Annotated in this window: 26 protein-coding genes; 14 read left to right on the top strand and 12 right to left on the bottom strand. The window is 68.4% G+C overall.

The annotated features are described in order from the left end of the window. Positions 1-109 precede the first annotated feature (109 nt). From J7U37_RS22445 to soxA, 8 genes are all read left to right on the top strand, one after another. Positions 110-571 (top strand): (2Fe-2S)-binding protein, encoded by a 462-nt coding sequence (locus tag J7U37_RS22445; protein ID WP_247637151.1) that lies wholly within the window; start codon positions 110-112, stop codon positions 569-571. A 10-nt stretch (positions 572-581) separates the two neighbouring features. Next, entirely contained in the window at positions 582-2,774 is a 2,193-nt protein-coding gene (locus J7U37_RS22440) for a molybdopterin cofactor-binding domain-containing protein (RefSeq protein WP_247637150.1), read from the top strand. Then, entirely contained in the window at positions 2,771-3,097 is a 327-nt protein-coding gene (locus J7U37_RS22435; RefSeq protein ID WP_247637149.1) for a c-type cytochrome, read from the top strand. The genes J7U37_RS22440 and J7U37_RS22435 overlap by 4 nt, the downstream gene beginning before the upstream one ends. Continuing rightward, positions 3,094-4,344, top strand: coding sequence for an NAD(P)/FAD-dependent oxidoreductase (locus tag J7U37_RS22430; RefSeq protein ID WP_247637148.1), 1,251 nt, complete (start codon positions 3,094-3,096; stop codon positions 4,342-4,344). The genes J7U37_RS22435 and J7U37_RS22430 overlap by 4 nt, the downstream gene beginning before the upstream one ends. A gap of 71 nt (positions 4,345-4,415) precedes the next feature. Then, on the top strand, positions 4,416-4,817 hold the full coding sequence (gene soxX, locus J7U37_RS22425) for a sulfur oxidation c-type cytochrome SoxX (RefSeq protein ID WP_247637161.1): 402 nt from the start codon (positions 4,416-4,418) through the stop codon (positions 4,815-4,817). After that, the gene (locus J7U37_RS22420; protein WP_056480653.1) at positions 4,814-5,290 is read left to right on the top strand and encodes a SoxY-related AACIE arm protein; all 477 of its coding nucleotides are present in this window, start codon (positions 4,814-4,816) and stop codon (positions 5,288-5,290) included. The genes soxX and J7U37_RS22420 overlap by 4 nt, the downstream gene beginning before the upstream one ends. Before the next feature lie 6 nt (positions 5,291-5,296). Beyond that, the gene (gene soxZ / locus J7U37_RS22415) at positions 5,297-5,617 is read left to right on the top strand and encodes a thiosulfate oxidation carrier complex protein SoxZ (protein WP_056184678.1); all 321 of its coding nucleotides are present in this window, start codon (positions 5,297-5,299) and stop codon (positions 5,615-5,617) included. A gap of 17 nt (positions 5,618-5,634) precedes the next feature. Further along, positions 5,635-6,402 (top strand): sulfur oxidation c-type cytochrome SoxA, encoded by a 768-nt coding sequence (soxA, locus tag J7U37_RS22410; RefSeq protein ID WP_247637160.1) that lies wholly within the window; start codon positions 5,635-5,637, stop codon positions 6,400-6,402. Between the two features lie 7 nt (positions 6,403-6,409). Here the strand turns inward: soxA and chrA are convergent, their stop codons facing one another. Then, positions 6,410-7,606, bottom strand: coding sequence for a chromate efflux transporter (gene chrA, locus J7U37_RS22405; RefSeq protein ID WP_247637159.1), 1,197 nt, complete (start codon positions 7,604-7,606; stop codon positions 6,410-6,412). Positions 7,607-8,094: 488 nt separating this feature from the next. Here chrA and J7U37_RS22400 point away from each other — a divergent pair, with 488 nt between their 5' ends. Then, positions 8,095-9,393, top strand: a complete 1,299-nt coding sequence (locus tag J7U37_RS22400; protein WP_162241533.1) for a flagellin — start codon at positions 8,095-8,097, stop codon at positions 9,391-9,393. 1,201 nt (positions 9,394-10,594) lie between these two features. Then, positions 10,595-11,755 carry an AraC family transcriptional regulator gene (locus tag J7U37_RS22395; RefSeq protein WP_247637147.1) on the top strand — a complete coding sequence of 387 codons (1,161 nt, stop codon included), beginning with the start codon at positions 10,595-10,597 and terminating at the stop codon, positions 11,753-11,755. An 81-nt stretch (positions 11,756-11,836) separates the two neighbouring features. Here the strand turns inward: J7U37_RS22395 and J7U37_RS22390 are convergent, their stop codons facing one another. The 9 genes from J7U37_RS22390 to J7U37_RS22350 all read right to left on the bottom strand — a co-directional run bounded on the left by J7U37_RS22390 (position 11,837) and on the right by J7U37_RS22350 (position 20,847). Then, complete coding sequence (locus J7U37_RS22390) at positions 11,837-12,628, bottom strand: FCD domain-containing protein (RefSeq protein ID WP_056480660.1); 792 nt, start codon at positions 12,626-12,628, stop codon at positions 11,837-11,839. Continuing rightward, complete coding sequence (locus J7U37_RS22385; protein ID WP_056480662.1) at positions 12,625-14,127, bottom strand: M81 family metallopeptidase; 1,503 nt, start codon at positions 14,125-14,127, stop codon at positions 12,625-12,627. The genes J7U37_RS22390 and J7U37_RS22385 overlap by 4 nt, the downstream gene beginning before the upstream one ends. Before the next feature lie 22 nt (positions 14,128-14,149). Then, positions 14,150-15,397: a Zn-dependent hydrolase gene (locus J7U37_RS22380; RefSeq protein WP_056480664.1), complete on the bottom strand. Its 1,248-nt coding sequence runs from the start codon at positions 15,395-15,397 to the stop codon at positions 14,150-14,152. Positions 15,398-15,434: 37 nt separating this feature from the next. Next, a complete protein-coding gene (locus tag J7U37_RS22375; RefSeq protein ID WP_056480666.1) occupies positions 15,435-16,148 on the bottom strand; it encodes an ABC transporter ATP-binding protein in 714 nt (237 codons plus the stop codon). Beyond that, entirely contained in the window at positions 16,145-16,915 is a 771-nt protein-coding gene (locus tag J7U37_RS22370) for an ABC transporter ATP-binding protein (RefSeq protein WP_056480668.1), read from the bottom strand. The genes J7U37_RS22375 and J7U37_RS22370 overlap by 4 nt, the downstream gene beginning before the upstream one ends. Continuing rightward, a complete protein-coding gene (locus J7U37_RS22365) occupies positions 16,912-18,018 on the bottom strand; it encodes a branched-chain amino acid ABC transporter permease (protein WP_082507903.1) in 1,107 nt (368 codons plus the stop codon). Before J7U37_RS22365 ends, J7U37_RS22370 begins: the two co-directional genes overlap by 4 nt. A 15-nt stretch (positions 18,019-18,033) precedes the next feature. After that, a complete protein-coding gene (locus J7U37_RS22360; protein ID WP_082503692.1) occupies positions 18,034-18,888 on the bottom strand; it encodes a branched-chain amino acid ABC transporter permease in 855 nt (284 codons plus the stop codon). 226 nt (positions 18,889-19,114) lie between these two features. Further along, positions 19,115-20,332: an ABC transporter substrate-binding protein gene (locus tag J7U37_RS22355; protein WP_247637146.1), complete on the bottom strand. Its 1,218-nt coding sequence runs from the start codon at positions 20,330-20,332 to the stop codon at positions 19,115-19,117. Between the two features lie 272 nt (positions 20,333-20,604). Then, positions 20,605-20,847: a DUF2171 domain-containing protein gene (locus J7U37_RS22350; RefSeq protein WP_056184653.1), complete on the bottom strand. Its 243-nt coding sequence runs from the start codon at positions 20,845-20,847 to the stop codon at positions 20,605-20,607. Between the two features lie 185 nt (positions 20,848-21,032). On the opposite strand from J7U37_RS22350, the gene J7U37_RS22345 reads away from it, so the two are divergent. Further along, positions 21,033-21,335: a hypothetical protein gene (locus J7U37_RS22345; RefSeq protein WP_056184651.1), complete on the top strand. Its 303-nt coding sequence runs from the start codon at positions 21,033-21,035 to the stop codon at positions 21,333-21,335. A 2-nt stretch (positions 21,336-21,337) separates the two neighbouring features. Here the strand turns inward: J7U37_RS22345 and J7U37_RS22340 are convergent, their stop codons facing one another. Next, on the bottom strand, positions 21,338-21,709 hold the full coding sequence (locus tag J7U37_RS22340; RefSeq protein WP_247637145.1) for a TonB family protein: 372 nt from the start codon (positions 21,707-21,709) through the stop codon (positions 21,338-21,340). Positions 21,710-22,069: 360 nt separating this feature from the next. Here J7U37_RS22340 and msrA point away from each other — a divergent pair, with 360 nt between their 5' ends. After that, positions 22,070-22,588 carry a peptide-methionine (S)-S-oxide reductase MsrA gene (gene msrA / locus J7U37_RS22335; RefSeq protein WP_247637144.1) on the top strand — a complete coding sequence of 173 codons (519 nt, stop codon included), beginning with the start codon at positions 22,070-22,072 and terminating at the stop codon, positions 22,586-22,588. A gap of 633 nt (positions 22,589-23,221) precedes the next feature. Then, a complete protein-coding gene (locus J7U37_RS22330) occupies positions 23,222-24,985 on the top strand; it encodes a family 16 glycosylhydrolase (protein ID WP_247637143.1) in 1,764 nt (587 codons plus the stop codon). A 181-nt stretch (positions 24,986-25,166) separates the two neighbouring features. On the opposite strand, the gene J7U37_RS22325 is transcribed toward J7U37_RS22330, so the two are convergent. Continuing rightward, positions 25,167-25,502 carry a hypothetical protein gene (locus tag J7U37_RS22325; RefSeq protein ID WP_247637142.1) on the bottom strand — a complete coding sequence of 112 codons (336 nt, stop codon included), beginning with the start codon at positions 25,500-25,502 and terminating at the stop codon, positions 25,167-25,169. 363 nt (positions 25,503-25,865) lie between these two features. On the opposite strand from J7U37_RS22325, the gene J7U37_RS22320 reads away from it, so the two are divergent. Further along, positions 25,866-26,069, top strand: coding sequence for a hypothetical protein (locus J7U37_RS22320; protein WP_247637141.1), 204 nt, complete (start codon positions 25,866-25,868; stop codon positions 26,067-26,069). The last annotated feature ends 149 nt before the right edge of the window (positions 26,070-26,218 follow it).

Genomic DNA, 26,218 nt, shown 5'->3' with positions numbered 1-26,218 from the left:
GCTGTGGACTTGGTCGACCACGGTACCGTACGATCATTCCAAAGACGGGGCCGGCGCTGCGGCCTTTCGCGGAGCGCAATCCACGGCCGAACACCATGGCAGGAAACGCATGATCCGTTTGAACCTGAACGGTGCCATCCGCGAGGTCGAGGCCGAGCCTGACACCCCGCTCCTCTGGGTCATCCGTGAACAGGCGGGTCTCACCGGTACGAAGTACGGTTGCGGCATCGCCCAGTGCGGCGCCTGCACGGTGCATATCGATGGCACGGCTGTGCGCTCCTGTTCGATGCCGGTGTCCAGCATCACGCCGGACCAGAAGATCGTGACGATCGAAGGCCTGTCGCAGGACCGCTCGCACCCGGTGCAGAAGGCCTGGGCCGAACTCGACGTCCCGCAATGCGGCTTCTGTCAGTCCGGGATGATCATGGCCTCGGCGGCGCTTCTTGCGCAGAACCCACATCCCAGCGACGCGGAGATCCGCTCCGAGATCACCAACATCTGCCGGTGCGGCACCTACAATCGCGTCTTGGCCGGCATCAAGCTCGCGGCCAACGGCGGTCAGGCCGGTTGAGGAGAGAGCCATGAACGCGCTTCCCAGCAAGCCTTCCCGCCGCACGTTCGTAGCCGGTGCTGTCGCTGCAGCTGGCGGCATCAGCCTGGGATTCCATGTGCCGTTCCCGGGTGAGGCCGTCGCCCAGGGAGCTCCGACCGCTCTCACCCCCGAGGTGAATGCCTGGGTGGTCATCAGGCCCGACGAGACCGTGGTGATCCGCATCGCCCGATCCGAAATGGGGCAGGGCACCCTCACGGGACTCGCCCAGCTCGTGGCCGAGGAACTCGGCTGTGACTGGAGCAAGGTGGTCACCGAGTACCCGACGCCGGGCCAGAACGTCGCCCGCGGCCGGGTCTGGGGCGATTTCGGCACCGGCGGCAGCCGCGGTATCCGCGAATCTCAGGATTACGTCCGCAAGGGCGGCGCGGCCGCCCGCATCATGCTGGTCGAGGCCGCCGCCAAGGGCTGGGGCGTGGCCCCGGACATGTGCCGCGTCGACAAGGGTGTGATCAGCCACGCCGGCTCAGATCGTACCATCACCTTCGGCGCGGTCGCGATGGCGGCGGCCAAGATCACCCCGCCGAAGGACATCGTCCTCAAGGATCCGAAGGATTGGACCATTGCCGGAAAGCCGGTGAAGCGCCTCGACACCGTCGAGAAGACTGACGGGAGCCAGATCTACGGCATCGACCTCAACATGCCCGGCCTGCTGAACGCCGCGATCCGCGACTGTCCGGTCTTCGGCGGCACCGTGAAGAGCTTCGACGCCAAGGCGGTCGAGGGCATGCCTGGCGTCAAGAAGGTTGTGGCGGTCGGCGATTCGGGCGTCGCGGTGATCGCCGACACGTTCTGGCGCGCCAAGACCGCCGTGGAGGCCCTGCCGATCGTCTGGGACGACGGGCCGAACGGGCAGGTCTCGAGCGAGACCATCGCGGCGACCCTGCGCGAGGGCCTCGATGCCGAGGAAACCTACGTGGGCAACAAGGGCGGCGACGTCGCAGCCGCCCTGAAGAACGCGGCCCGGATTGTGGAGGCGACCTATGGCGTGCCGTTCCAGAACCACGCCACCATGGAGCCGATGAACGCCACGGTACGCTGGACGCCGGAGCGCTGTGAGGCCTGGGCGCCGACCCAGAACGGCGAGGCGGCACTTGCTGCCGTCGCAGAGGCTGCCGGTCTCTCGGCTGCCAAGTGCGACGTCTACAAGCTCCTGCTCGGTGGCGGCTTCGGCCGGCGCGGTGCCACGCACGACTGGCTGCGCCAAGCTGTGCTGATCGCGAAAGAGATGCCCGGGACGCCGATCAAGCTGATCTGGACCCGCGAAGAGGACATGACCCACGGGCGCTACCATCCGATCACGCAGTGCCGAATGCGGGCCGGGCTGGACGAGGCCGGCAACCTGACCGGGCTGCACATGCGCATTTCCGGCCAGTCGATCCTGGTTTCGGTTGCACCGAACCGGATGGTCGACGGCAAGGACCCGGTGGTGTTCCAGGGCCTCAACGCTGGCGGCGCGGAGGCGGCGATCGGCTACGCGATCCCGAACATCCTCGTCGATCATGCTATGCGCAATCCGCACGTCCCGCCGGGCTTCTGGCGCGGCGTGAACATGAATCCCAACGCCATCTATCTCGAATGCTTCATGGACGAACTCGCCCATGCGGCTGGTCAGGATCCTTTGGCCTTCCGGTTACAGCTGATGGAGAAGCACCCAAAGCATCGGGCGGTGCTGCAGGCGGTGGCCGACAAGGCGGGCTGGGGCGAAAAGCCTCCCGCGGGCGTCCATCGAGGCCTCGCTCAGATGATGGGCTTCGGCTCCTACGTGGCGGCGGTGGCCGAGGTCTCGGTCGGTGATGACGGGGCGGTCAAGGTCCATCGCATCGTCGCGGCCACCGATCCGGGCCACGCCCTCAATCCGCAACAGATCGACGCTCAGATCGCGGGGTCTTTCGTCTATGGTCTATCTGCGGCGCTCTACCAGGAATGCACGGTCAAGGACGGCCGCATCGAGCAGACCAACTTCGACACCTACCCCGTGATGCGGCTTCAGGAGATGCCGGTGGTCGAGACGATCGTGATGCCGTCGGGCGGGTTCTGGGGTGGGGTCGGCGAGCCCACCATCGCGGTCGCGGCCCCTGCCGTCCTGAACGCCATCTATGCGGCCACCGGCAAGCGCGTGCGCCAGATGCCGGTGAAGAACACGGATCTGCGCCGAGCGTGACGCGCTTGTCGATGGTCGCGGCCTGGCTGCTGGCCGGACCGATGGGCATGGCCCTGGCGGCGGAGCGCCCGCCGCCAGGCGCCTCCTCGTGCGCCGGGTGCCATGCCGAGGGGGCGGCGATGGGGGCGATCGACGGTCGCCCGGAGACCGAGATCGCGGCGGCGCTCAACGCCTATCGTTCAGGCGAGCGGCCCGCGAGCGTGATGAGTCGCATAGCGAAGGGATTTTCGGACGCGGAGTCCCAGGCGATCGCCGCCTATCTGTCGCGGCAGCCTGCTGCCGCCGTAGGGCAGAGCAACGCGACAGGCCAGGAGCGACCATGAGCCCGACGCGCCGCGCTCTCCTCGCCACAGGGGCGGCCCTTGCCCTGGTAGGGCCCGCCATCGCGCAGGCCGTGCCGAAGGTGGTGGTGATCGGCGGCGGCTTCGGGGGTGCCACGGCCGCCCGTGCGCTCCATCGGGGTGGCCTCGATGTGACGCTGGTAGAGGTTAACCCGACCTACGTCTCCTGCCCGTTCAGCAACGAGGTCATCGCTGGCCTCCAGCCGATGGCGGCGCAGCGTTTCGGCTACGGAGGTCTCGTCCGCGCCGGCATCCGCGTGGTGCACGAAGCCGCCACGGGGATCGACTCGGGCGCACGCCGGGTGACGCTCGCCGACGGCACGGCACTCCCCTATGACCGCCTTGTGCTCTCGCCGGGCATCGACCTGCGCTTCGATGCCATCCCGGGCTACGACGAGGCTGCTGCCAGCCGCATGCCCCATGCCTGGAAGGCAGGTGAGCAGGCGCTGCTCCTCGCCCGGCAAATCGCCTCCATGCCGGAAAACGGCACCGTGGTGCTGTCGGTTCCTGGCAATCCCTATCGCTGCCCGCCCGGCCCCTACGAGCGGGCGAGCCTGATCGCCCACGTGCTGAAGACCCGCAAGCCGCGGGCAAAGCTGATCCTGCTCGATGCCAAGGACACTTTCTCGAAGCAGCGCCTGTTCCAGTCGGCCTGGGCGACGCTTTATCCGACCCAACTCGAATACGTGCCGCTGGCCGAGGGCGGCCAAGTCAGTGCCGTCGATCCGGATGCCATGATCGTCCGCACCGACTTCGCGGAGTACAAGGCGGATGTCGCCTGCATCATCCCACCCCAGCGGGCGGGCCGGATCGCCGCCATCGCCGGAGTCGCCGACCGCAGCGGCTGGTGCCCCATCAATCCGGTCACCTTCGAGTCGCGGTTGATGCCCGGCATCCACGTCATCGGCGACGCGGCCATTGCCGGGGCAATGCCCAAATCCGCGTTCTCGGCCAATGCGCAGGGCAAGGTCTGCGCCGATGCGGTGATCGACCTCCTGGCCGGGCGCGCGCCCGAGACGCCCAAGCTGATCAACACCTGTTACAGCCTGGTGGCGCCCGGCTACGGCATCTCGATCGCGGGCGTCTACCATCCCGCGGGTGATGTCCTCGCTGACGTGGAGGGCGCTGGCGGGATCAGCCCGGTCGATGCGCCGATGACCCTGCGCGCCCAGGAGGCGCTCTATGCCGCCGACTGGTACCGCACCATCACCCGGCAGGTTTTCGGGTGATCGGACGCCCCGGATGGGTCTGGATCGGCGGGCTGCTCCTGGCCTCGGCGGCGGTTGCGGGGGAGGGCGCCCTGCGTCCCGTCACCATCGTGGGTCGGGAAATTCCGGAGCCCTTGACCACGGCGCCGGGGGACCCCGAGCGGGGCCGGACCCTCGTCGTCGACCGCACCCGGGGCCTGTGCCTGCTCTGCCATGCCGGGCCGTTTCCCGAGGAGCGCTTTCCGGGCAATCTCGGCCCTGACCTCTCGGGCGTCGGCGACCGGCTCTCGCCCGGCGCGCTGCGCCTGCGGCTCGTCGATGGCCGGGCCTTGAACCCAGACACGATCATGCCCTCCTATTACCGCCCGCAGGAGACGGTGCGGATCGGCGCAGCCTGGCGCGACCGGCCGGTGCTGGAGGCCCAGGCCATTGAGGACATTGTGGCTTTTCTCATAACCCTGCGCGACACACCTTCGGAAAGGCCGGTGCCGTGAGCCCGCACAATCCCCGGGGTCCGAGCCGCCGCCGCATCCTCGCCCTCGGGCCCGGGGCCGCTGCCGCGGTGGTGCTGCGCCCGGTGGCGGCGGAGGCCGCGACGCGTACCGAGAGCACCGCCGAGGCCATCCGGCGCTTTGCCGGAGCGGCGGAGATCCGGCCGGGGCGGGTCCATCTCGACCTGCCGCCGCTGGTGGAGAACGGCAACGCGGTGACCATCACGGTGACGGTCGACAGCCCGATGACGGAGGAGGACCATGTCCGCCGCATCGCCGTGTTCAACGACAAGAATCCGCAGCCGAATGTCATCACCGTATACCTGGGGTCGCGTGGAGGTCGCGCGGTTTTGACGACCCGAATCCGCCTCGCCGACACGCAACGCATCACCGCCATCGCGGAGACCAGCGACGGCCGCTACTGGTCGACCACGGCGGATGCCATCGTCACCCTCGCCGCCTGCCTGGAGGGCTGACCGGCCATGGCCCGCACCCTGATCAACGTTCCGAAAGCCGCGACGGCCGGCGAGGTCGTGACGATCAAGACCCTGATCTCGCATCCGATGGAGACCGGCTTCCGGCCGGGGGCCGACGGGCGGATCCGGCCGCGCGACATCATCACCGACTTCACCTGCCTGTACGACGGCGAGCCGGTGTTCCGGGCCGAGCTGTTTCCGGCCGCCGCCGCCAATCCCTACCTGACCTTCACCCTGCGGGCGACGCGGACCGGCACGCTGACCTTCACCTGGCGCGGCGACAACGGTTTCGTCCAGACCGAGACCGCGACCCTGACGGTGACGTGAGGCGGGCCGCGCTCCTGATGCTGGCGGCTGTGGCGACCGGGTCGGCCGGGGCGGGGGAGATTCCACCGGCCGAGATCCCGCCGGCCGAGCGGCGCTCGAGCTTCGACGGGATGAGCCCGGACATCCAGGCGATGCAGCGCGATGCGGACGCCAATCCGGGCCTGCTCTGGCTGCAGGACGGGGCGGACCTCTGGAGTATGGCCCCGGCGCCCGACCGGCCCGCCTGCGCCGGCTGCCACGGAGAGGCGGCGACCGCGATGCGTGGCGTCGCCGCCCGCTACCCGGCCTGGGACGAGGCGACCGCCGCCCCGATCGACCTCCAGGGCCGGATCAACGCCTGCCACCGGCGCCACCAGGGCGCGGAGCCCTACGGCTACGAGAGCCGGGAGCTTCTGGGCCTCACCGCCTACGTCGCCGCCCAGTCCACGGGCCTGCCGATCACGGCCCCCGCCGACGCCCGCCTCGGCCCCGCCCGATCGGCGGGGCGGGCGCTGTTCACCCGGCGCATGGGCCAGCTCGGCCTGTCCTGCGCCGCCTGCCACGACGACAATCACGGGCGTCGCCTCGGGGCCGCCCTGATCCCGCAGGGCCATCCCACCGGCTACCCGCTCTACCGCCTCGAATGGCAGGGACTCGGCTCGGTGCAGCGGCGCCTGCGTAACTGCATGACGGGGATGCGGGCCGAGCCCTTCGCCTATGGCGCGCCGGAATTCGTCGCCCTCGAGCGCTACCTGATGGACCGCGCCGCACCCCTTCCGGTGGAGACCCCGGCGGTGCGTCCGTGATCGCCCCTCAGGCCCAGGACAGGGCGACGCCCCCGGCGGCGGTGACCAGCACCACGATCCAGGGCGGCACCCGCCCCACGGTGAGCAGGCAGAAGGCCAGCACCGCGACGGCGAAATCGCGGGCGTTGCCGACGGCGCCGATCCAGACGGGATCGTAGAGGGCGGCGCCCAGGAGGCCGACCACGGCGGCGTTGGCGCCCCGCATCGCCGCCTGGGCGCGAGGCCGGGCGCGGAGACCGTGCCAGAACGGCAGGGCGCCGTAGACCAGGAGCAGCCCCGGCAGGAAGATCGCCACCAGGGCGATCGCGGCTCCGGGGAGGCCGTGCGGCGCCGGTCCGACGGCGGCGCCCAGATAGGCCGCCACGGTGAAGAGCGGGCCGGGCACCGCCTGGGCGGCGCCGTAGCCGGCGAGGAACCCGGCCGGGTCGATCCAGCCGGGGCCGACCACCTCCGCCTGGAGCAGGGGCAGGACGACGTGGCCGCCGCCGAACACCAGGGCGCCGGCGCGGGCGAAGGCCTCGAACAGGGCGAGCCCCTGCCCGCCGAAGCCGGGCGCCAGGAGGGCCGGCCCGAGGAGCAGCAGGGCGAGCAGGAGGGCGAAGACGAGCAGAGCCGCCGCGCCGGCCCGGCGCGAGACCGGAACCCTGAGCGTGCCGGCGGGCCGGGCGGTGCCGTCCGCCGGCCCCGCGCCGGCCCGGCACAGGAGCAGCCCGGCCGCGGCCCCGAGGGCGATCGCCAGCGCCTGTCCGACAGCGCCGGGCAGAAGGACGACGCCCATCAACGCCGCGACCGCGATTCCGGCGCGGGGACGGTCCGGGGTGAGCGACCGGGCCATGCCCCACAGGGCTTGCGCCACCACCGCCACGGCCACCAGCTTGAGGCCGTGCAGCACGGCCGCCGCCCACGGTCCGCTCAAGGCGCCGGCCGAGAGGGCGAAGGCCAGGAGCGCCAGGGCGGAGGGCAGGGTGAAGGCTGCCCAGGCGGCGAGCCCCCCGAGCAGGCCGCCGCCGCGCAGCAGCCCGAGAGCGAACCCGACCTGGCTCGAGGCCGGCCCCGGCAGGAACTGGCACAGGGCCACGAGGTCGGCATAACCCGCCTCGTCGATCCAGCGCCGGCGCTGCACCAGCTCTTCGCGAAAGTAGCCCAGGTGGGCGATCGGGCCGCCGAACGCGGTCAGGCCGAGCTTGAGGAACACCCGGAACACCTCGGCGGGCCGTCCGGGAGTCGGACGCGTCTTGGGAGCCGTGCGCGTCTTGGGAGCCGTGCGCGTCTTGGAAGCCGGACGCGCCTCGGGAGCCGGACGCGCCTCGGGGGACGGGAGCTGTGCCTGCCCATTCACGCGGTGATCCTCATCGTCGACACGTCTCCGGCATCCATCCAGCGCTCAAACGACCATGGATTGGTTCGGCGGGCGGATACCATCCGGCGCGGCCCGAGTCCCGGCGATTCCCGCCGGCCGGTCCGTCCCCGGGGCGCAGCGCACCGACGGACCGCCGGCGCGCCGCGCTGGAGACGCCGGATCGAGGCTCAGAGCGATCGAATTTGGCTAAAGTACGCATCGTCCTAAGTAAAGGACGGACTGTCACCTAATCAATCGATTCGGAAGTCTGTACTTACAAGCCCATAAACCAATCCCGTCCGAGATTGATGTGCCTAGACGGCATCTATAGCTCCGGACCAGGATTGCATCACATGAACTATTCTATTGGTCTAACCCAGTCTGCCCGTGACGGCGTGCTCTCTTTGCAGAAAACCGCGTCGCTGATGGCAACCAATCAGGAACGTCTTGCGACCCGAAAGAGCGTCAACAGCGCATTGGATGATCCGGTTAAGTATTTCACCGCGCAGGCGCTCACGGATCGCGCCGGTTCCCTCACGAGCCTGCTCGCGGGTATGTCCATGGGCATCCAGACCATCAAGGCGGCATCGACCGGCCTCGACACGATCTCCGACTACGTGAAGTCGATGCAGGCGATGGTGCTGCAGGCCCAGAGCAGCGCCGCTGTAAACCTGCCCAAGATTTCCGGGTCCCAAGCCCTCGGTAGCTTGGCCCAGGCCACTACCGCCGGCAAGAGCCAGCGTGACTACGCCCTCGGCATGACCCTGAAAGCCCCAGTCGCCCCGGCCACGGCCGGCCCCAACGGAAACGTCGGGCTGGCGACGACCGTCAACACGATGCAGATTTCGGCGGGCAACGCGAGCTACAGCTACACGATCTCGGCGACCGACACGGTCGCCGACCTCGTCAGCCAGATCAACAAGTCGGGCCTCGCCACTGCGTCGGTGGATGCCCAGGGCTTGATGCAGGTGGTCGGCGAGGGCTCCGATCCTCTGACGATCAGTCTCGGTGGGGCCGCGACGGCACCCGCGACCGGCTTCGTCGCCAACGCACAGGCGACGACGCGGGTGTTCGGTACGAGGACGAGTGCCGTCGTCGGAGGCCTCACATCGGCCGCCCGGACGGCTCTGGTCGATCAGTTCAATATCCTGCGCGGCCAGATCGATTCGACCGCCAAGGGGGCCGGCGTCAGCGGCGTCAATCTGCTCAATGGCGACAAAACCTCGGTCATCTTTAACGAGCTGACCGGGCCGGAACAGGCAAAGCTCACCGTGCAAGGCACGTTGACCAACTCGACCAACCTTGGGATCGGTCTGATGCAGGACGCGGCTACATCCGCTGCTGGGGCGAATTTCAGCGTTCAGAACAATGCGGACCTCACGAAGGCGTCTGAAGCGCTAACCAACGCGCTCAACACGCTGAAGGCACAGTCGAACGTGCTCTCCTCGAACATGTCGATCATCATGACGCGTCAGGACTTCACCAAAAGCATGACCAACATCCTCAATACCGGCGCCTCCAACCTAACGGCGGCGGACATGAACGAGGAGGCTGCCAACTCGAACGCCCTGCAGATTCAGCAATCGCTCGGCGTCTCGGCGCTGTCCCTCGCCAATCAGGCGAACCAGAGCATCCTGCAGCTGCTGCGCTAAACGGACCCAGCAACTCGGCGCGGTTCGATGACCGCGCCGAGTTGCACCCGGAAATCCCGCACGCCCGTGCGGTCACGGCCCCTCTCACGGCATGATCCGGCCGGCCATGGCTCTCGTTTCCGAACTGTCCCGATGGCTAGCCGCAGGCGCAGGGCTGATGGGCGCCACCCTGATGATGACGCAGTCCGGCCCCTCGTGGGAGGGTGTGCGGATCGGGATCACGTGCGTTGCCTTATGGGCGATTTTCATGACGATCGGATTTGCGACACTCGGCTCCGGTCGGACCCGCAAGCGGGCCGGACGTTCCTCGACCGTGCGTCTGGCAAACCCGGACCCGGCCGGACCCCTGCTAGACGGCCCCGCCGCGAACGAGCGGAAATCGCCGGAAGCCTTGTCCCTTTCGGCTTCCGCCTCCTCTTCGACTTCAGCTTCGTCCTCCAGATCCCTTCCGGCACATCGGGAGCGGATTCTGCAGCGGAGATTTCGATGACTTCGATGGTCTGACAAGTCTTGGATCGATGCCAGATCAGTAATTTCGAGATTATTCGAACTCGATCGAACGTCTCTTGAAGATGGCATTGGATGTCGGGTCGGTGATCCGTGATGGAAGGTGATCGAATTGCGTTCCGATGCTGCGGGAAGCGTTCCAAGATCACGCGCCCGCGACGTTCTGGATTGGCCTTTCGTCGCGCCTTGAACCCGATCCTGCTGGCCTCGATTGGAGCGTCCGACCGGGACCATCGGTCTCGAACCGCTCGGCCTCCGCTTTCCCTGCGGCCGTGCGAGCAGGCTGTCGTCCGAGGTCGACGCGGGCCGTCAGGCCATCTGTCCCGTCAGGAGCGGAGGATAGTCTGTCTAGATTTGGATATCGGGTTCGCTGCCGCAGCCTATTGACCCAGAGATACTATCCTTTAAGACTAGTGTCGAATCTCCAAGAAAATATAGGCGACGCCAAATCTTTCTCTATCCCAATCGGGAGGGGCGATTGCATGGCTGTGCCGATTCCACCGAGATTGCAGGCTTGGGCGGACGGGCTTCGGCCGCGGGCACGCTCCAGGTCGAGCGACTCGCGCCGCCGAAGCCCATGTGCATGTGGCGCTGGCGAATCGACCCAGTGCCGTTTCAGCCGACCAATTGGCCTCGCTGCACGCAAAACGTGCACCAGGGCGGATGCGTGCCGGTCCGCGGATGATGATGGCGTGTGCACGGACGGACGTTCCATCCGTCAATCCGGACGATCCGTCCTGGATCCTGCAGAAACGCGGCGGCGCTATTCACGGCGCCTGGGGCGATCAATAAGTTTCTCGAGGAACATAAGCAGGGATTGTTTATCGTAATTCAGGCACTAGCGAGGGCCAATTTTTGGCTTGGATGGATGATCGAATATCTGTTCCAGAACATCCCCGACAACAATACGCGCCGAAGAGCCTGGATCGATGGTTTGGCGGATCTGTTCGAGGTGCGTTGCGAGCAGGATGTCTTCGTTCCGCAAACCGTATACCAGAGATATTATAATCTGAAGAAAATGATGTTTACCGAGGCCGACGGCTTCAAGCAGGTCGCGGAGAGAAAATCGCCGCAAATCGCGAACCAGAACATCGATCACATCTGCATCTCGCTTCAGCTTTCAGGTCAGAAACGGATTGCAACCGGAGGGTGCGTTTCGGAGATCGAGCAGGAGATGCTGGTCGTCTTCGATCTTTCTCAGGAACTCTCGATTGACCGCGCGGGCGGAGGAGCCGAATTGGGCGCGATCGTGCCGCGCCGTGTCCTGGATGCTTGGCGCGGCGATCCGTCGAGTTGGCATGGACGGATCATCCCTCCGACGACCACGCCCCTCACCCTGCTGCTCGCCGACCATCTGAAAGGCTTGCGGACCTGCCTTCGGACGGCGGCGCCGCTGCAGAAGGACCGGCTCGCCGAGGCCTCCATCGCCCTCTGCAACGCGGCGTTCGTGGCGGAGTCGGACAGCGCCTACAATCACACCGGCGTCCTCGGGATCGCCGTGCGTCAGGCGATCGACCAAAACCTCGTCACGATCGACGCCGAGACCCTGATGGCCAAGTTCGGCCTGTCGCGGACGCCCCTCTACAAGCTGTTCGAGGCCGATGGGGGGGTCTACGCCTATATCCGCAGCCGGCGCCTCGCGCACGCCATGCAGCAGATCGCCAGCGCCGCCGGCGGGCGCCGCCCGAAGATCGCGCAACTGGCGTTCGAGAGCGGTTTCGAGAACGAGCAGGTGTTCAGCCGGGCGTTCCGGCGCAAGTACGGCCTGAACCCGAGCGAGGTCGACGCCACCTACCAAGTCTGCCCGCATGACGACCGCGCGTCACGCCTGATGTCCTGGCTGCGTGAACTCTAGCGTTTGTCAGGGATCCGCGGAAACCGGTTATCCCGATCAGACAAACGAAAACGACAGAGTCGAGCCGAGCGCGGGTCCTGCTCACGACGCCGCGCCGTTCGCTCCCCGCCGGCTCAACAGGTCCTTCCGGAACTTGGCGTCGAGGCGCTGCATGAAGTGCTCGGCGCAGCACATGTGGTTGTGCATCTCGCGGCGGACGGCTTCGGCATCCTCGGCGCGGTAGGCGGCCACGAGGGCGCGGTGGCTTTCGAGATTGTGGGCGCCGAAGGCCTCGTGCTCGGTGAGGCTGTCGCTGCGGAATTCCACGAGGTCGCGCAGCAGGCTGTTGAGAAACCGGCACATGAAGGCCAGCAGTGGGTTGTCGCTGGCGTCGCACAGGATGTCGTGGAAATCGACCTCCACCACGCGGCCGAGGCCGCGCTGATCGCCCGCGTTGGCGGCCGCGCAGGCCGCCATGTTCGCCTCCAGGCGGCGGAACTCCGCGTCCCCGAGGCGGCCGACCACGCTGACGCCGAGCGTCACCTCCAGGCTGCGGCGCAGGGCGTAGACTTGGGCGAAGTCGAGTTCCTGGAAGTGAAGGAAGCGGCGCAGCTGCTGCGCGGCGGCGTCCACCGAGATCGGGCGGATCTCCGGGCCGCCGTTGGGGCCGGACTGCATCGTCACCAGCCCCTGGACCTCCAGGGCCTTCAGGGCCTCGCGGATCGTGCCTTTGGCACAGCCGTAATGCTGCATCAGGGCGCGCTCGTTCGGCAGGCGGTCGCCCGGGGCCAGGCGCTCGCGGGCGATCCGGTTGCACAAATCCTCGGCGATCTGGTCGGACAGCTTGATCCGCCGCAGCGGCGCGGGCGGACCGGCGTCCTCGGGCGCGCTCATCGGGCCGCCGGGCTCGCCGGCGTCCAGGACACGTCCGCGTCGAGGGGAAAGATCGGGCGGGCCAGCTTGCCGAACGGGAACAGGCCGTAATCCGAGCTGGTGACGCCCCGGCTCGCGCATTCCACCACCGCGCGGGCGAGGGGCTCGAACACCGGCCGGCAATACATCCGCGACTTCAGGATCAGCACCCGGGCCGCTGCCGGGTCGAGGCCGAGGCTGGTGAACACGCCGAGGTCCCAGGGCTCGTGCGGCTCCTCCGTGACAAGGATGCGGGCGGCGCCCGTGTCCAGCACCGCCGCCCGGCCCATGCGGCAGCGTTGACCCGTATAGGTCGGGCCGGTGATGACGTAGGTGCCGTCGCCGAGGGCCGCCACCGTCCCGGCGACCATCAGGGGGGCCTGAGCGGAAAACCCCGGGAGCGGCACGCGGTTGCCGACGCCGATCGCGACCGCCGCGCCGAGGCCGGCCGCGTGCAGGGCGGCGACGGCCTGGGGATCGCAGATCGGGCCGGCGAGGAGGCCGTCCAGGCCCGCCTCGAGGGCGGCGGCGAGGACATCCATCACGTCGCAGGTGCCGCCCGACATGCAGTTGTCGCCGTGGTCGAGGAGGAGCACCGGACCCGTCCCGGGCTGCGCCAGCGCCGCCTTGGCCGCCGCGATCGATGCGCCGAGCGGCGCCTCGGCGTAGACGAAGGCGTCGCGCGCGGACCAGAGTTCCGCGGCGAGATCCTGGGCCGCCTGGTCGGCGGCCTCCTGCGTCTCGGCCGTGACCGTGACCGAGACGCCCGCTTCGAACAGGTCGGCCAGGGCGAAGCCGCCGAAGATCGTGGCGGCGAGCACGCCGGGGCGGGTCTCCGCCGCGCGGGCCGCCGCGACGGCGTCCTGCATCGGGCCGGGCACGCGGGTGTCCATCCGCAGGGTGTGGGCGAGCATGGGCGGGTGGACCCAGGCGCGATGGGGTTTGAGGTCTTCGTCGAGCATGCGCCCGACGATGCCGGCGACCAGGGCGCCGGTCTCGGCCATGTCGACGTGCGGATAGGTCTTGAAGCCCGCGATCGCGTCGCAGTTCGCCACCATCCGGGCCGTGATGTTGCCGTGGAGGTCGAGGGCGACGCCGAGCGGCACGCCCGGCGCCAGCGCGCGGATGCGGGCGAGCAATTCACCCTCGCCGTCGTCGTGGCTCTCGGTCACCATCGCCCCATGCAGGTCGAGCAGGATGGCGTCGCAGCCCGGGCCGATCGCCGCGAGGATCGCCGCGCTCAGCGCCTCGAAGGCCGCGTCCGCCACCGGGCCGCTCGGGTTGGCATGGGCCGATACCGGAACCACGACGGTGGCGCCGCGCGCCTCGGCGAAGCGGATGAAGGCGCCGAGCGCCGTGGTGGCGTCGCGCCCCGCCGCCAGAGCTTCCGCCCCCCAGAGCGGGTTGAAGGCCGCCAGGGGGGTGGCCAGCGGTGAGAAGGTGTTGGTCTCGTGGTTCACCCGGGCGGTGACGATACGCATGGCAGCAACTCGCGTCGTTCGATCAGGCCGAGGCAGAATGGCGGGAATCGTAGTCGAGCACCGCGTCGAGCAGCACCTGCGCGCCGGCGGCGCATTCGGTGGGCGAGGTCGACTCCGCCGGGTTGTGGCTGAGGCCCCCGGCGCTCGGCACGAACACCATGGTGGTGGGCACCAGGGCGGCGACGTGGGCGGCGTCGTGGCCGGCGCCCGAGACCATGTCGCGGGTGGGATGCCCGCCCTTCTCGGCCGCGCGCCGGACGGAGGCGATGCAGTCCGGATCGAAGGCGACGGGCGCGATCCGGGAAATGGGTTCGAGCCGGGTTTCCAGGGCGAGGTCGGTGGTGACGCGTTCGACGGCCGCCCGCAGGGCCGCCTCCATGGCGTCGAGCACCGCGTCCTGCGGGTGGCGCAGGTCGACGGTAAGGAAGACGTGACCGGGAATGACGTTGTTGGAATTCGGCGTCACCGTGAGGTGGCCGACGGTCCCGACCGCGTCGGGGGCGTGCGCGTGGGCGGCGGCATCCACCGCTTCGACCAGGCGGGCGGCGCCGACCAGCGCGTTGCGGCGCAGCGGCATCGGGGTCGAGCCGGTGTGGGACGACCGGCCCTCCAGGGTGACTTCGAACCACCGCATGCCCTGCACGCCCTGAACCACACCGATGGTGGCCCCCTCCGCCTCCAGGATCGGACCCTGCTCGATGTGCAGTTCGAACATCGCCCCGAACGGCACCGAGCCGGGGACGGCCGCGCCGCGATACCCGATGGCGTCGAGGGCTGCGCCGAAGCTGGTGCCGGCGCTGTCCCGGCGGGCCTCGGCCCAGGCGCCGTCGTAGATGCCCGCATAGACGCCGGAGCCCAGCATCGCGGGGGCGAAGCGCGCGCCCTCCTCGTTGGTCCAGTTGACCAGGAGCAGCGGCGCCTCGGTGACGTAGCCGGCCCCGTCGAGGGTGCGCAGCACTTCGAGCCCGGCCAGCACGCCCAGCACCCCGTCGAACTTGCCCCCGGTGGGCTGGGTGTCGAGGTGGCTGCCCAACGCGATGGGCTTCAGGTCCGGGTTCCGGCCGGGGCGCAGGGCGAACATGTTGCCGGCGGCATCCACCGTGAGGGTGCAGCCGAGCGCCGCGACCTGGGCCTTGAGCCAGTCGCGCACCCGGCGGTCGTCCTCGCTGAGGGTCAGGCGGGCGATGCCGCCATCCGGCGTGCCGCCGATCGCGGCGGTCTCCGTCAGGGTGTCCCAGAGGCGCTCGGCGTTGATGGTCAGGTTCGACATGGTGTCCCGGGTTTCCTGGTGCTCACGCGGTCCGCGATCAGGCGGCCTTGACGCCGAGGAAGCGGTCGCGCGCGGCGTCGTCGGCCTTGAATTCGGCATTGCCGGCCGCGTAAGCGACGCGGCCAAGCTCGAGGATGTAGTGGCGGTCGGCGAGGCTCGTGCAGACCGCCAGGTTCTGCTCCACAAGCAGGATCGGGACCCCGGCGTCGCGGATGGCGCGGATCTGGGCCACGATCTCTTCGACGATGACGGGGGCCAGGCCCTCCACCGGCTCGTCGAGCATGAGAAGCTTCGGGCCGCTGAGCAGGGCGCGGGCGATGGAGAGCATCTGCTGCTCGCCCCCCGAGAGCTGCGCGCCCCCGTTGCGGCGGCGCTCTTCGAGGCGCGGGAACATCGCGTAGATCTCGGCCATGCCCCAGGGCGAGCCCCTGCGCACGGCGATGCGGAGATTCTCCTCGACGCTGAGCAGGCTGAAGATGCCGCGATCCTCCGGCACGAGGGTGAGGCCGGCCCGCGCGATGCGATGGGCGGGCCAACCCGCCACGTCGGTGTCGTGGAAGCGCACGCGGCCGCCGCGCGGAGGCAGGAGGCCGCTGATCGCCTTCAGGGTCGAGGTCTTGCCGGCGCCGTTGCGGCCGAGCAGGCAGACGATCTCGCCGGCCCGCACCTCCAGGCTGACGCCCTGGAGGATGTGGCTCTTGCCGTAATAGCCGTGGACGTCCTCCACGCTGAGGGCGGCGGGACCACTCACGAGACCAGATCTCCCGTGATCATGTTGCCGAGATAGGCCCGGCGCACCTCGGGGTCGTCGCGGACCCGGGCCGGCGGCCCCTCCACCAGCACGCGGCCGGCGCGCATCACCGTCACGGTGTCGGAGATGTTCATGACGATGCCCATGTTGTGCTCGATGAACAGCACGGTGTGGTCGCGGCCGAGGTCGCGGATCAGCGCCGTCATCGCGGCGATGTCGTCGATGCCCATGCCGGAGGTCGGCTCATCGAGGAGGATGACCTTCGGCGCGGCCGCCATCGCCATACCGACTTCGAGGCGGCGCTGCTGGCCGTGGGAGAGTTCGCCGGCGGCGCGGAGCGCCACGCGGGTCAGGTCGAGGCGGTCCAGCATCGCCTCCGCCATGGCTAGGGCCGGCCGGTTCGCTTCCGCCCGGCGCCAGGGCGCGAGCGCTTGCCAGGGCGTCCGACCCTGTGCCGCCAGCCGCAGGTTCTCGCGAACACTGAGCGTCGGGAACAGGCTGGTGACCTGGAACGAACGGGCGAGGCCGAGGCGCACGCGCTCGTGGTCCGCGGTCCGGGTGATGTCCCGGCCGGCCAGGGCGATGCGCCCGGCCGAAGGCGCGATCCGGCCGGTGAGCGCGTGGAACAGGGTGGTCTTGCCGGCGCCATTGGGACCGATGATCGAGTGGACGCTGTTCTGCCTGATGCGCAGGGTCACGTCCTGCAGGGCGACGAAGCTGCCGTAGCGGACGCTCAAGGCGTCGGTGGCGAGGATGGGCTCGCTCATCGGTTCGCCTCCGGGGCCGGCCGGGCACCAGGCTGCCCTCCTCCCCCTTGTGGGGAGGAGTTGGCGGTGGGGGTGGCTGGGTGGCCCTCGACCGGCGGAGGCTGGCGGCGCCACCCCTGGCCCCTCCCCACGAGGGGGAGGGGAAGGCTCTCCGCGGGCGGCGGCGCCCGCGTCACCAGGGCGACGGCGCGCTCGATCAGGCCCCAGAGGCCGCGCTGCAGGAACAGCGTGATGACGATGAGGAGGAGCCCGAGGAGCAGCAGCCAGCGCGGCCAGATCGCCGAGAGGGCGTCGGCGGCGAGCAGGTAGGCGCCGGCGCCGAGGAGCGAGGCGAACAGGTTGGCGCTGCCGCCGATGATCGTCATGATCAGCAGGGTTTCGCTGGTGTGATAGTCGATGTTCGACAGGGGGGCGACGCCGATCAGCATGGCGTGGAGCGCGCCCGCCAAGGCCGTGACTGCGCCCGAGATCGCAAAGGCCGCGACCTTGAACGCCCGCACCGGATAGCCGATGGCCCCGGCCCGGCCCTCGTTGTCGCGGATGGCGAGCAGCGTGCGCCCGAAGGTCGAGAGCGCGACCCGCTGCAGGGTGGCGAACAGCACGAGGAAGAGCACGGCGACGTAGGCGTAATAGGTCCAGGCGTCGCTCAGCACGGTGCCGCCGAGGCGCGGACGGGGGATGTCGAGGAGGCCGTTATCGCCGCCGGTGACGCCGCTGAAGGTGTAGGCCAGGAAGTAGAACATCTGCGAGAAGGCCAGCGTCAGCATCACGAAATAGACGCCCTGGCGCCGGATCGAGACCCAGCCCACGGCTGCCGCCACCAGGGCGCCGAGGGCCAGGGACAGCAGCAGCATGACGGGGGCGGGCAGACCGGCCCGCACGAGGCCGAGCCCGGCGACGTAGCTGCCCAACCCGAAGAAGATGCCCTGTCCGAACGAGAGAAGGCCGGTATAGCCCAGCAGCAGGTTGCAGGCGGCGACCGCCAATCCGAAGATCAAGATCTCGCTGGCGAGCGTGCCCGAGCGCATGGCGAGCGGCAGGATCAGCACGGTGGCGAGCGCGAGGCCGAACTGGACGAGGGGGCGGTCGAGAAAGGGGATCATGCGAAAGGATCCTGCTCAGGCCCGGCCGAACAGGCCGCGCGGCATCGCCATGATGATGCCGGCCATGCCGAGATAGATGACGAGGCGCGCCCCCTCCGGCCACAGAGTGGCCATCAGGCTCTGGGCGACGCCGACCAGGATGCCGGCGGCCAGCGCTCCGGCGTAGCTGCCCATGCCGCCGATCACCACCACCACGAAGGCGATGCCCAGCGCCTCGACGCCCATGAAGGGCTCGACGCCGCGGATGGGGGCCGCCAGCGCCCCGGCCAGCCCCGCGAGCCCGGCACCGAGGGCGAAGACCGCCGTGTTGATGCGCAGGGTGTCGTAGCCGAGCAGCGCCATGTTCGACGGGGATTCCGACCCGGCCCGCACGATGGCGCCGAGGCGTGTGCGGTCGAGGAGCCACCACAGGCCCGCGGCCAGGATCGCCGTGAAGCCGATCACGAACAGCCGGTACTCGGGATAGACGAAGTCGCCGAGGATCATCACGCCGCTCAGTTCCTCCGGCGGGGCGACGTTGCCGCCGAGCGGTCCCCAGAGGATGATGACGAGTTCCTGCACCACCAGGGCGAGTCCGACGGTGACGAGGATGTGGAAGGTGTGGGGCAGCTTGTAGACCCGGCGCAGGAGCAGCCGCTCGGTCAAGCCTGCCAGCACCGCCACGACGAGGGCGGCGAGCGGCATCGCCACCCAGAAGCTCAGGCCGCGCTCGACGCCCTCGTAAGCGAGGTAGGCGCCGAGCAGATAGAACGCCCCATGGGCGAAGTTCACGAATTGCAGCAGCCCGAAGATGATGCTCAGGCCCACCGCCAGCAGGAAGTAGAGCATCCCGAGGCCGAGACCGTTCAGGATCTGGAACAGGTAGGTCACGGGGTCTCCGGGTGTACGTCAAGTCTTGGTTCGAGAGCGACGCCGATCGGCGCGCCACCGCGTCATTCCGGGGCCGCGAAGCGGAGCCCGGAATCCAGAAACACAGGTGGCGTCTTGCTTGGCTCCGTCAGCGGCTCTGGATTCCGGGCTCGCCTGCGGCGCCCCGGAATGACGCAGCGCTTGACCGACAACCGGTTTGGTGAGGAATCTTGGTTTCAGGTCGCCCTCACGCCATCTTGCAGCCGGCCGCCTCGGGCGAGAGGAACGACTTGCCGGACTGGATGACCTCGGCGAAATCGTCCTTGTCCTTCATGGCGGACTTCGCCTTGCCCTTGAGCAGGTAGTAATCCTTGATGACCTGGTGATCGGCGGCGCGGATTTCCTCCTCGCCGGTGAGGCCGGCATAGCGCAGTCCTTCGAGCGCCTTGATCACGGCGGGGCCATCGGCGCTGCCGGCCTTGGTGGCGGCGTCGAGCAGCAGCTTGGTGACCTGGTAGGAGCCGGCGAAAGAGTAGTTCGGCGTCATCTTGGCGGTCTCGCGGACCTTGGCGACCAGGGCCTTGTTCAGGGGCGAGTCGATGCCGTGCCAGTACTGCGCGCCGAAATAGACGCCCTCGCACAGGTCGGCGCCCAAGGCCTCGAACTGCTCCAGGCCCGAGGCCCAGGCGAGCACGATGGTCATGCGCTTCTTGAGGCCGAAACTGACCGCCTGGCGCAGCGCGTCCGAGGATTGCGAGCCGAAGTTGAGGAGCAGCAGGACGTCGGGTTTCGCCGCGATGGCGTTGGTCAGGTAGCCGCTGAATTCCTTCTCGGCCAGCGAGTGGTAGCTGTTGCCGACATGCTCGATGCCCTTCTCCTGGAACACCGCCTTGGCGGCGCTGAGCAGGCCTTCGCCGAACACGTATTGCGGGGTGATCGTGTACCAGCGCTTGGCCTGGGGCATCTGCGCGATCAGGGGCCGGACGGTCTGCGCGATGGCGCCGAAGGTCGGTACCGTCCAGCGGAAGGTGCCGCGGTTGCAGTCGGAGCCGGTGATCTCGTCGGCGCCCGCCGTGGTGATGAAGACGGCGTCGGACTTCGCCGCCTCCTTGCCCATCACCAGGGCCTCGGAGGACAGGATGCCGCCGGCGAAGAGTCGCGTGCCCTGGGCCATCGCCTCCTGCATCTTGCGGGCGGCCGGGGCCGGCTTACCCTCGGTGTCGATGTCGGCGATCGTGACGGTGCGGCCCAGCACCGAGCCGGCTTCCTTCGCGGCGAAGGCGGCGCCCAGCGACGCGTACTTGCCGTTGGCCGCGAAGGCGCCCGAGATCGGCAGGGGCGCGCCGACGACCAGGGGCCCCTCGGCGGCCCGGGCGCTGCGCAGGAAACCCGAGATCGGCACTCCGGATGCCGCGAGGGTCGCCGCCGTCAGCGAGGTTTTCAGAAACGCGCGACGATCCCGCATGACACCGCTCCTCGAGGGCCGAGCCGACCGAACTATCCAAACTATACGTATAGAATATCGGCGGGCGCAGGCCGTCAAGGGGCGGATTTATGGTGCGCTGCACTTGTGCAGATCGCCGGCATACGCTCGAATCTTAGGCGCCCGGTGCCCAAATCGGCGGCGGATATCTTGCGGCGCAGCAGAGATCGGCGGTGATGACGTGGTGGTGCGGGCGCATCGAAGCGCTCTTCGACGGGCTGTCGGTTCCGGCGGGTGATGTCGGAATGGCCGCCTCACACGGCGCCGGCATCCTCCCAGTAGCCGCGGACGTCCGCCGCCGTGGCGGTGAGGTGGACCTGCTCGTCGACCCGCTCGACCCAGGACAGCGGCAGGAGATGGTGCCGGCCATGCGCGACCGGATCGGTCCGAGTCAGCTTGATCAGGGTGTCGCCGTCCAGGTGATCGACCGTGCCGACATGCAGCCCGTCGGACGATCTCACTTCCATCTGCGCCTTGATGTCCGAGGGCTCTGCCATGTCGGCCTTTCCGTGGTGGGGGTTCACCGTCGTCAACAAGCCGGGTCGGCCAAGGTTCAGAGCGGTGTGGGCCGCAACGGCCACCGACCGACCCCTGATCGGAGCCGGGGCGCAACAAACGTGAGTGCGGGCCGCCGGACGATGCCCGAAGGTGGCTCCTTCGCAGGAGGCTCTGGGGGCGGCGGATGACGGCGGCGTGGGACGAGGGGCTCGGCGCGGTGGAGCGGATCATCGCCACGGCCGAGGCACGGCGGATCGAGCAGATGCTCCGCATCGCCGTCCATCTCGCCGAAGATCGGGACGCCGCCGAGGCCGAGGCGGAGCTTGGCCGCACCGAGCGCCTGCTGAAGATCATGCGAGGCCAGCGCACCCTGCTGATCGGCGCGCGGGCGCGCCGGCCGGCCGACGACGGGACCATTCGAGACGCGACCATTCCGGATGCGCTTCGTCCGCCCGATCCGATGCGGGGCAGCCCGACGCCGCCCTGATCTCAGCGGCCCAGCCGCACCGGAAAGCTCAGATCCGTCGTGCCCGCCCGGGTCAGCAAAGGGGCGGGCGGCGGGCGAAACGGGCCGGCCGCCCGGATCAGGGCCGTCGCCCGCTGATCGAGATCCGCCGAGCCGGAGCTGCGCTCGACCGCGACGCGATTCACGAAGCCGTCCGCCGCCACCTGGACCCGGACGGTCACGGTGCGGCCCCGGCCCGGGAAGGCCTGCTTCTGGACGGCCCCGTCGATGGTATCGATGACCTCCGAGACCCAGGCGCGCACCACCGCGCCGGTCCGGTCGCGGGCCTGGCTCGCGACCGTGCCGAGGAGAAGGAGGGCGAGGCCGAGCCCGCGGGCCCTGTCGGCCGCTCTCATCGGCGGTGCTCCACGACGTCGGGACGCGCGGCTCCCGGCCCGTTCCGGGGCAGACGCGCGTCCGCCGGCCTGAGAGATCCCGTCGGGTCGGAAGAGCCGGTCATGTCAGCACCGAACATGCGAACGGCGCAGGGCCTGCGAGGGCCGCTGCGCCGCTGGTTTCGGCCGCCGAGGGGGCGATGACGGCCACCCCCGTGATGCACTCGGACCATCCGCGCCGATGTGCGGCGCGGCACAGGCCCGGCGAAGACGTGCCGGAAACGCCGCGCCTCGGGGGCTGACGGGATGGCGGCAAAAGCCGGCGCGCCTCCCTATCTAAGGCAAAGCCCGATGACGCTTTCATCGTAGAGAGGTTGAACCATGAGCCACGAACGCGCGATCCTGGCAGGCGGCTGCTTCTGGGGCATGCAGGACCTGATCCGGCGCCAGGAGGGCGTGATCTCCACGCGGGTCGGCTACAGCGGCGGCGACGTCCCGAACGCGACCTACCGCGACCACGGCACCCATGCCGAGGCCATCGAGATCGTCTACGACCCGAGCCGGACGAGCTTCCGCCGCATGCTGGAGTTCTTCTTCCAGATCCACGATCCGACCACGCCCAACCGTCAGGGCAACGACCGGGGCCTGAGCTACCGCTCGGCGATCTTCACCACCGACGAGACGCAGCGGCAGATCGCCGAGGACACCATCGCGGACGTGAACGCCTCCGGCCTGTGGCCCGGCAAGGTGGTCACCGAGGTAACGCCGGCGGGCCCGTTCTGGGAGGCCGAGCCCGAGCACCAGGATTATCTCGAGCGGCGTCCCGACGGCTACACCTGCCACTTCATCCGCCCGAACTGGACTTTGCCGGCCCGGGCCTCCACTCCGCAACTGTCCTGAGACGTGAAGGGCGCCCCGCATCCCGGTGCGGGGCGCACCACGACGTGGGGCCGCCCCCTTTCCCAAGTCGCTGACGCAAGTCGCTGATTCACGTCTCTGATCGGTCATGCAGGAGGTGGAGCTGCCGGACAGGATCGAACCGTCGACCTCCGCATCCGCGCCGGCCTCGAAACCGCAACCGATCCAATCCGGTCGGACCCCGCTTCCGGTCGGCACGACATGCATCCGTGTCGATCCCCGGCAACATCCTTTCTGCTCGACACGCGCTGCGAAAGGGTAAGTTGTCGCGCCGACGCAATTTGGTTGCGGGATTTTATAGTTAATTCCGAGCATTTCTCGGCTAAGTAACGATCAATTCACAGAGTTGATTTGAAGTCTCGTCCTTCATCAAGGGCGAGCTCGATGCCTGCAACATACCTCAACGCCGCCGGGGCGCTGCTCTCGGTGGGCGAAACCTATGGTCGTGGTTCCGTCGGAACTGCCAAATCAACCCTTTCGGGGACGACCGGCAACGACGGCCTTCGCACCGGAGGCAATAGCACGCTCACGGGTGGGTTGGGAGATGATACCTATTTCATTTACACCCAAAATGACGTCGTCGTAGAGAACGACCGGGAAGGCATCGACACGGTCGTGTCGACGTCGAAATACTACACACTTCCGAATGGTACCGAGAATCTCACGCTGGCCGGCAATAATTCAAGCGGTGCCGGCAATCACGTCGACAACATCATCAGCGCGCCTGGCACCGGAAGCCACACGTTGAACGGCGGCGCCGGCAACGACGTTCTGATCGGTGGCAGCGGCGTAGACACCTTCGTCGTCACGAAAGGCGAAGGGTCCGATGTCGTGATCGGGTTCGATGCGGCCAAGGACTTTCTACAACTGCAATCCTATTCCAGCCTGACAAGCTTTGCCAAGGTCAAGTCGGCGATGTCCCAGGTCGGGGCGGATACGGTCATCAAGCTCGAGACTGGCGAAACGCTGACCCTGCGCGATCACAAGGTCGAAGATCTGTCCGCGGCGAATTTCCGCCTGCCCGTGGATCTGTCGAAGTATCAGCTTACCTTCTCGGACGAGTTCAACACCTTTTCGGGATCCGCGACCGGAGTCGCGACGACGTGGCAGACGAAGTATCCGCAGGCCGGACTCCGCACCCTGCCCAACAACAAGGAAGATGAATACTATTCCGACAGCTCGGTCGGGGTGAACCCTTTCAGCGTCAAGGACGGCGTCCTCGATATCACCGCCGCGCGCGCGACCCAGGGCGTCGAAACCCCGCTCGGCTCGGGCCTGGATTGGACCTCCGGCGTCATCACCACCTACAAGTCCTTCTCCCAGCTGTATGGCTACTTCGAGGTTCGCGCCCAGCTTCCCGCCGGCAAGGGCTTCTGGCCGGCCTTCTGGCTCCTGCCGGCCGATCTGTCCTGGCCGCCCGAACTCGACGTGTTCGAGGTGCTCGGCGACGAGCCGGGCACGATCTACGCCAGCACCCATTCCAAGGTCGGCGGTCCCAATGTGACCGAGACCCAGACCGTCTTCGGAATCGACACCTCGAAGGGGTTCCATACCTACGGCGTCGACTGGCAGGCGGATACCATCACCTACTACGTCGACAACAACGCCGTCGCCCGGCTTGCGACGCCGAGCGACATGAACAAGCCGATGTACATGCTGCTGAATCTCGCCGTCGGCGATGCAGGCTCGTGGCCCGGGGCCACGGACGCCACCACGCCTGCCGAAGGCCACATGCTCATCGATTCTGTGCGAGCCTATGCGCGGAATCCGGGCGTCGTCGCGGACATCCAGGATGCGTCTCCGGTGCCGGGGGGGCACGATCCCGGAGGATCCAACGCATCGGTGCAGGCGGCAACGCCGTCACAAGGCCTTGCTTCGACGTCTGGGGTCCCTGCTGCAGAGGGGAGCCACGTCACGGCCGTTTATCGGTTCTTCGATACCCGCACGGGCGATCACTTCTACACGAACAGTACTGCTGAGAAGGCGCAGATCCTGCAGACCCTGCCGTGGTTCACCTACGAGGGAACCCCGTGGGCGACCCCGAGCCAGGGGGCCGACACCATCGACGTGTTCCGGTTCTTCGACACCGGCACGACCGCGCATTTCTTCACGACCAGCGTCGGCGAGCGCGACCAGATCATCAAGACCAACCCGTCCTACAAATACGAGGGCGTCGCGTTCGAGGCCTACGCGGATGCCAGCGCGCCCGGCACCGTGACGCTGGAGCGGTTCTTCAACACCAAGACCGGCCAGCATCACTTCGCCGGCAATGCCGAGGAGGCCGCCGGCATCAACCAGGGCGCTGCCGGTGCGGGCTGGATCGACGAGGGCAAGGGCTTCACCGTGCACGCGCCCAGCGACGGCATGCTGTTCGCCTGAAGGCCTTGGCTCCGGCGTCGACCTGGAACATCCAAGGAGCGGAGCTGGCCTGACGGGGAGGCGGGCCCGGTCGACGAAATTTCAGATGCGCAGCCCGCGTCGCGCCACACGCAGGTCGACGGATTGGCGACGGCGCACGCCTGATCACCGCGTCTCCGATCGCCGGGGGACTTGGGGCGGCTCAGTTGGCAGGAGCCTGCGCCGGATCATCGACAATCCGTCCCTCAGGCAGCGCGGTCGCTTCGACGCGTCGCGGGTAAGCCTTCATCTGCCGAGCGGAGGAGGAGCAGCCGACACAAATCGAGGCGATCGCTTGCTGCGCGCTCCGAGCGACGCGCCCGTCGAAGGCGTCCATCAGCGCGGACGCCTTGGCGTTCGCCGCCTCCAAGGCTCCTCTGGTCTGAGGCACGGCCGCCCCGCCCCGGTCGCCCTCGACGGCAAGCGGCGGCAATCTGACGAACATCGGTTTCGGCAACGGCTCTGACAGCGACGGAGTGATCGACGAGATCAGCGCCACGAGGCAGAGGGGTGCTCGGAGCATGGCATCAATCCCCCAGATGGTGCCGCACTCTCAGGGATCTTGCTTTCGCGAAGCTTGTGGGTCCGCTCTGCTGAAGGGGGCGTCGGTTGCGTCACCGCCCGAAGGTCCGGAGCGGTCGAGTGCTGGTCGGCCGCCCCGGCGCGACACGACGTCGGTCGTGTCCACGAGGCGCATGCGTGTTTCGACGTTTCCGGACACGCCCCCGGCGCCAAGCACCACACCACCGCAGAAATCGCACCGGATAGGTGCGGGGGAGGGGGCTGAGGCCGCCGGGACTCGACCTGCCACGACGACGGACGGTGCAAATCCGGTTGTCGCAACGGCGGCGAGGAGATGATCGTGTTCCTTCCCGACTGCAGTCTCGAGGATGCTGCGGTCAAGGCAGAGCAGATCCGAGAGCGCATCGAGGCTCCTTCCGGCAACCATGGCGCGAAGGGTCCCGCATCGCTTGGCGTATTCTCTGTGGCGAGTACGTCCAGCAACAGCGCCGGTTCATCCGCACTTTTGGTGCTGACGGAGTCAGATCTGGCTCTTGAGCGTTGATCCTCACCATGACCGAGGAGGCGTCGGATGCTGATCTCGAACCCGTCTCTACCGACAATGCCCGATGGGTTGCACGTCGATGAACTGACGCTCGATCCGTCCGGACTGTTGCTTCTTGCCCGGACCACCGCTGCGCTGGGCGTCTGTCC

The sequence above is a fragment of the Methylobacterium sp. 37f genome (genome assembly GCF_023093475.1).
Lineage (GTDB): Bacteria > Pseudomonadota > Alphaproteobacteria > Rhizobiales > Beijerinckiaceae > Methylobacterium.
The sequence above is the reverse complement of the archived record's forward strand: the minus strand, read 5'-3'. Positions and strand labels throughout refer to the sequence as shown.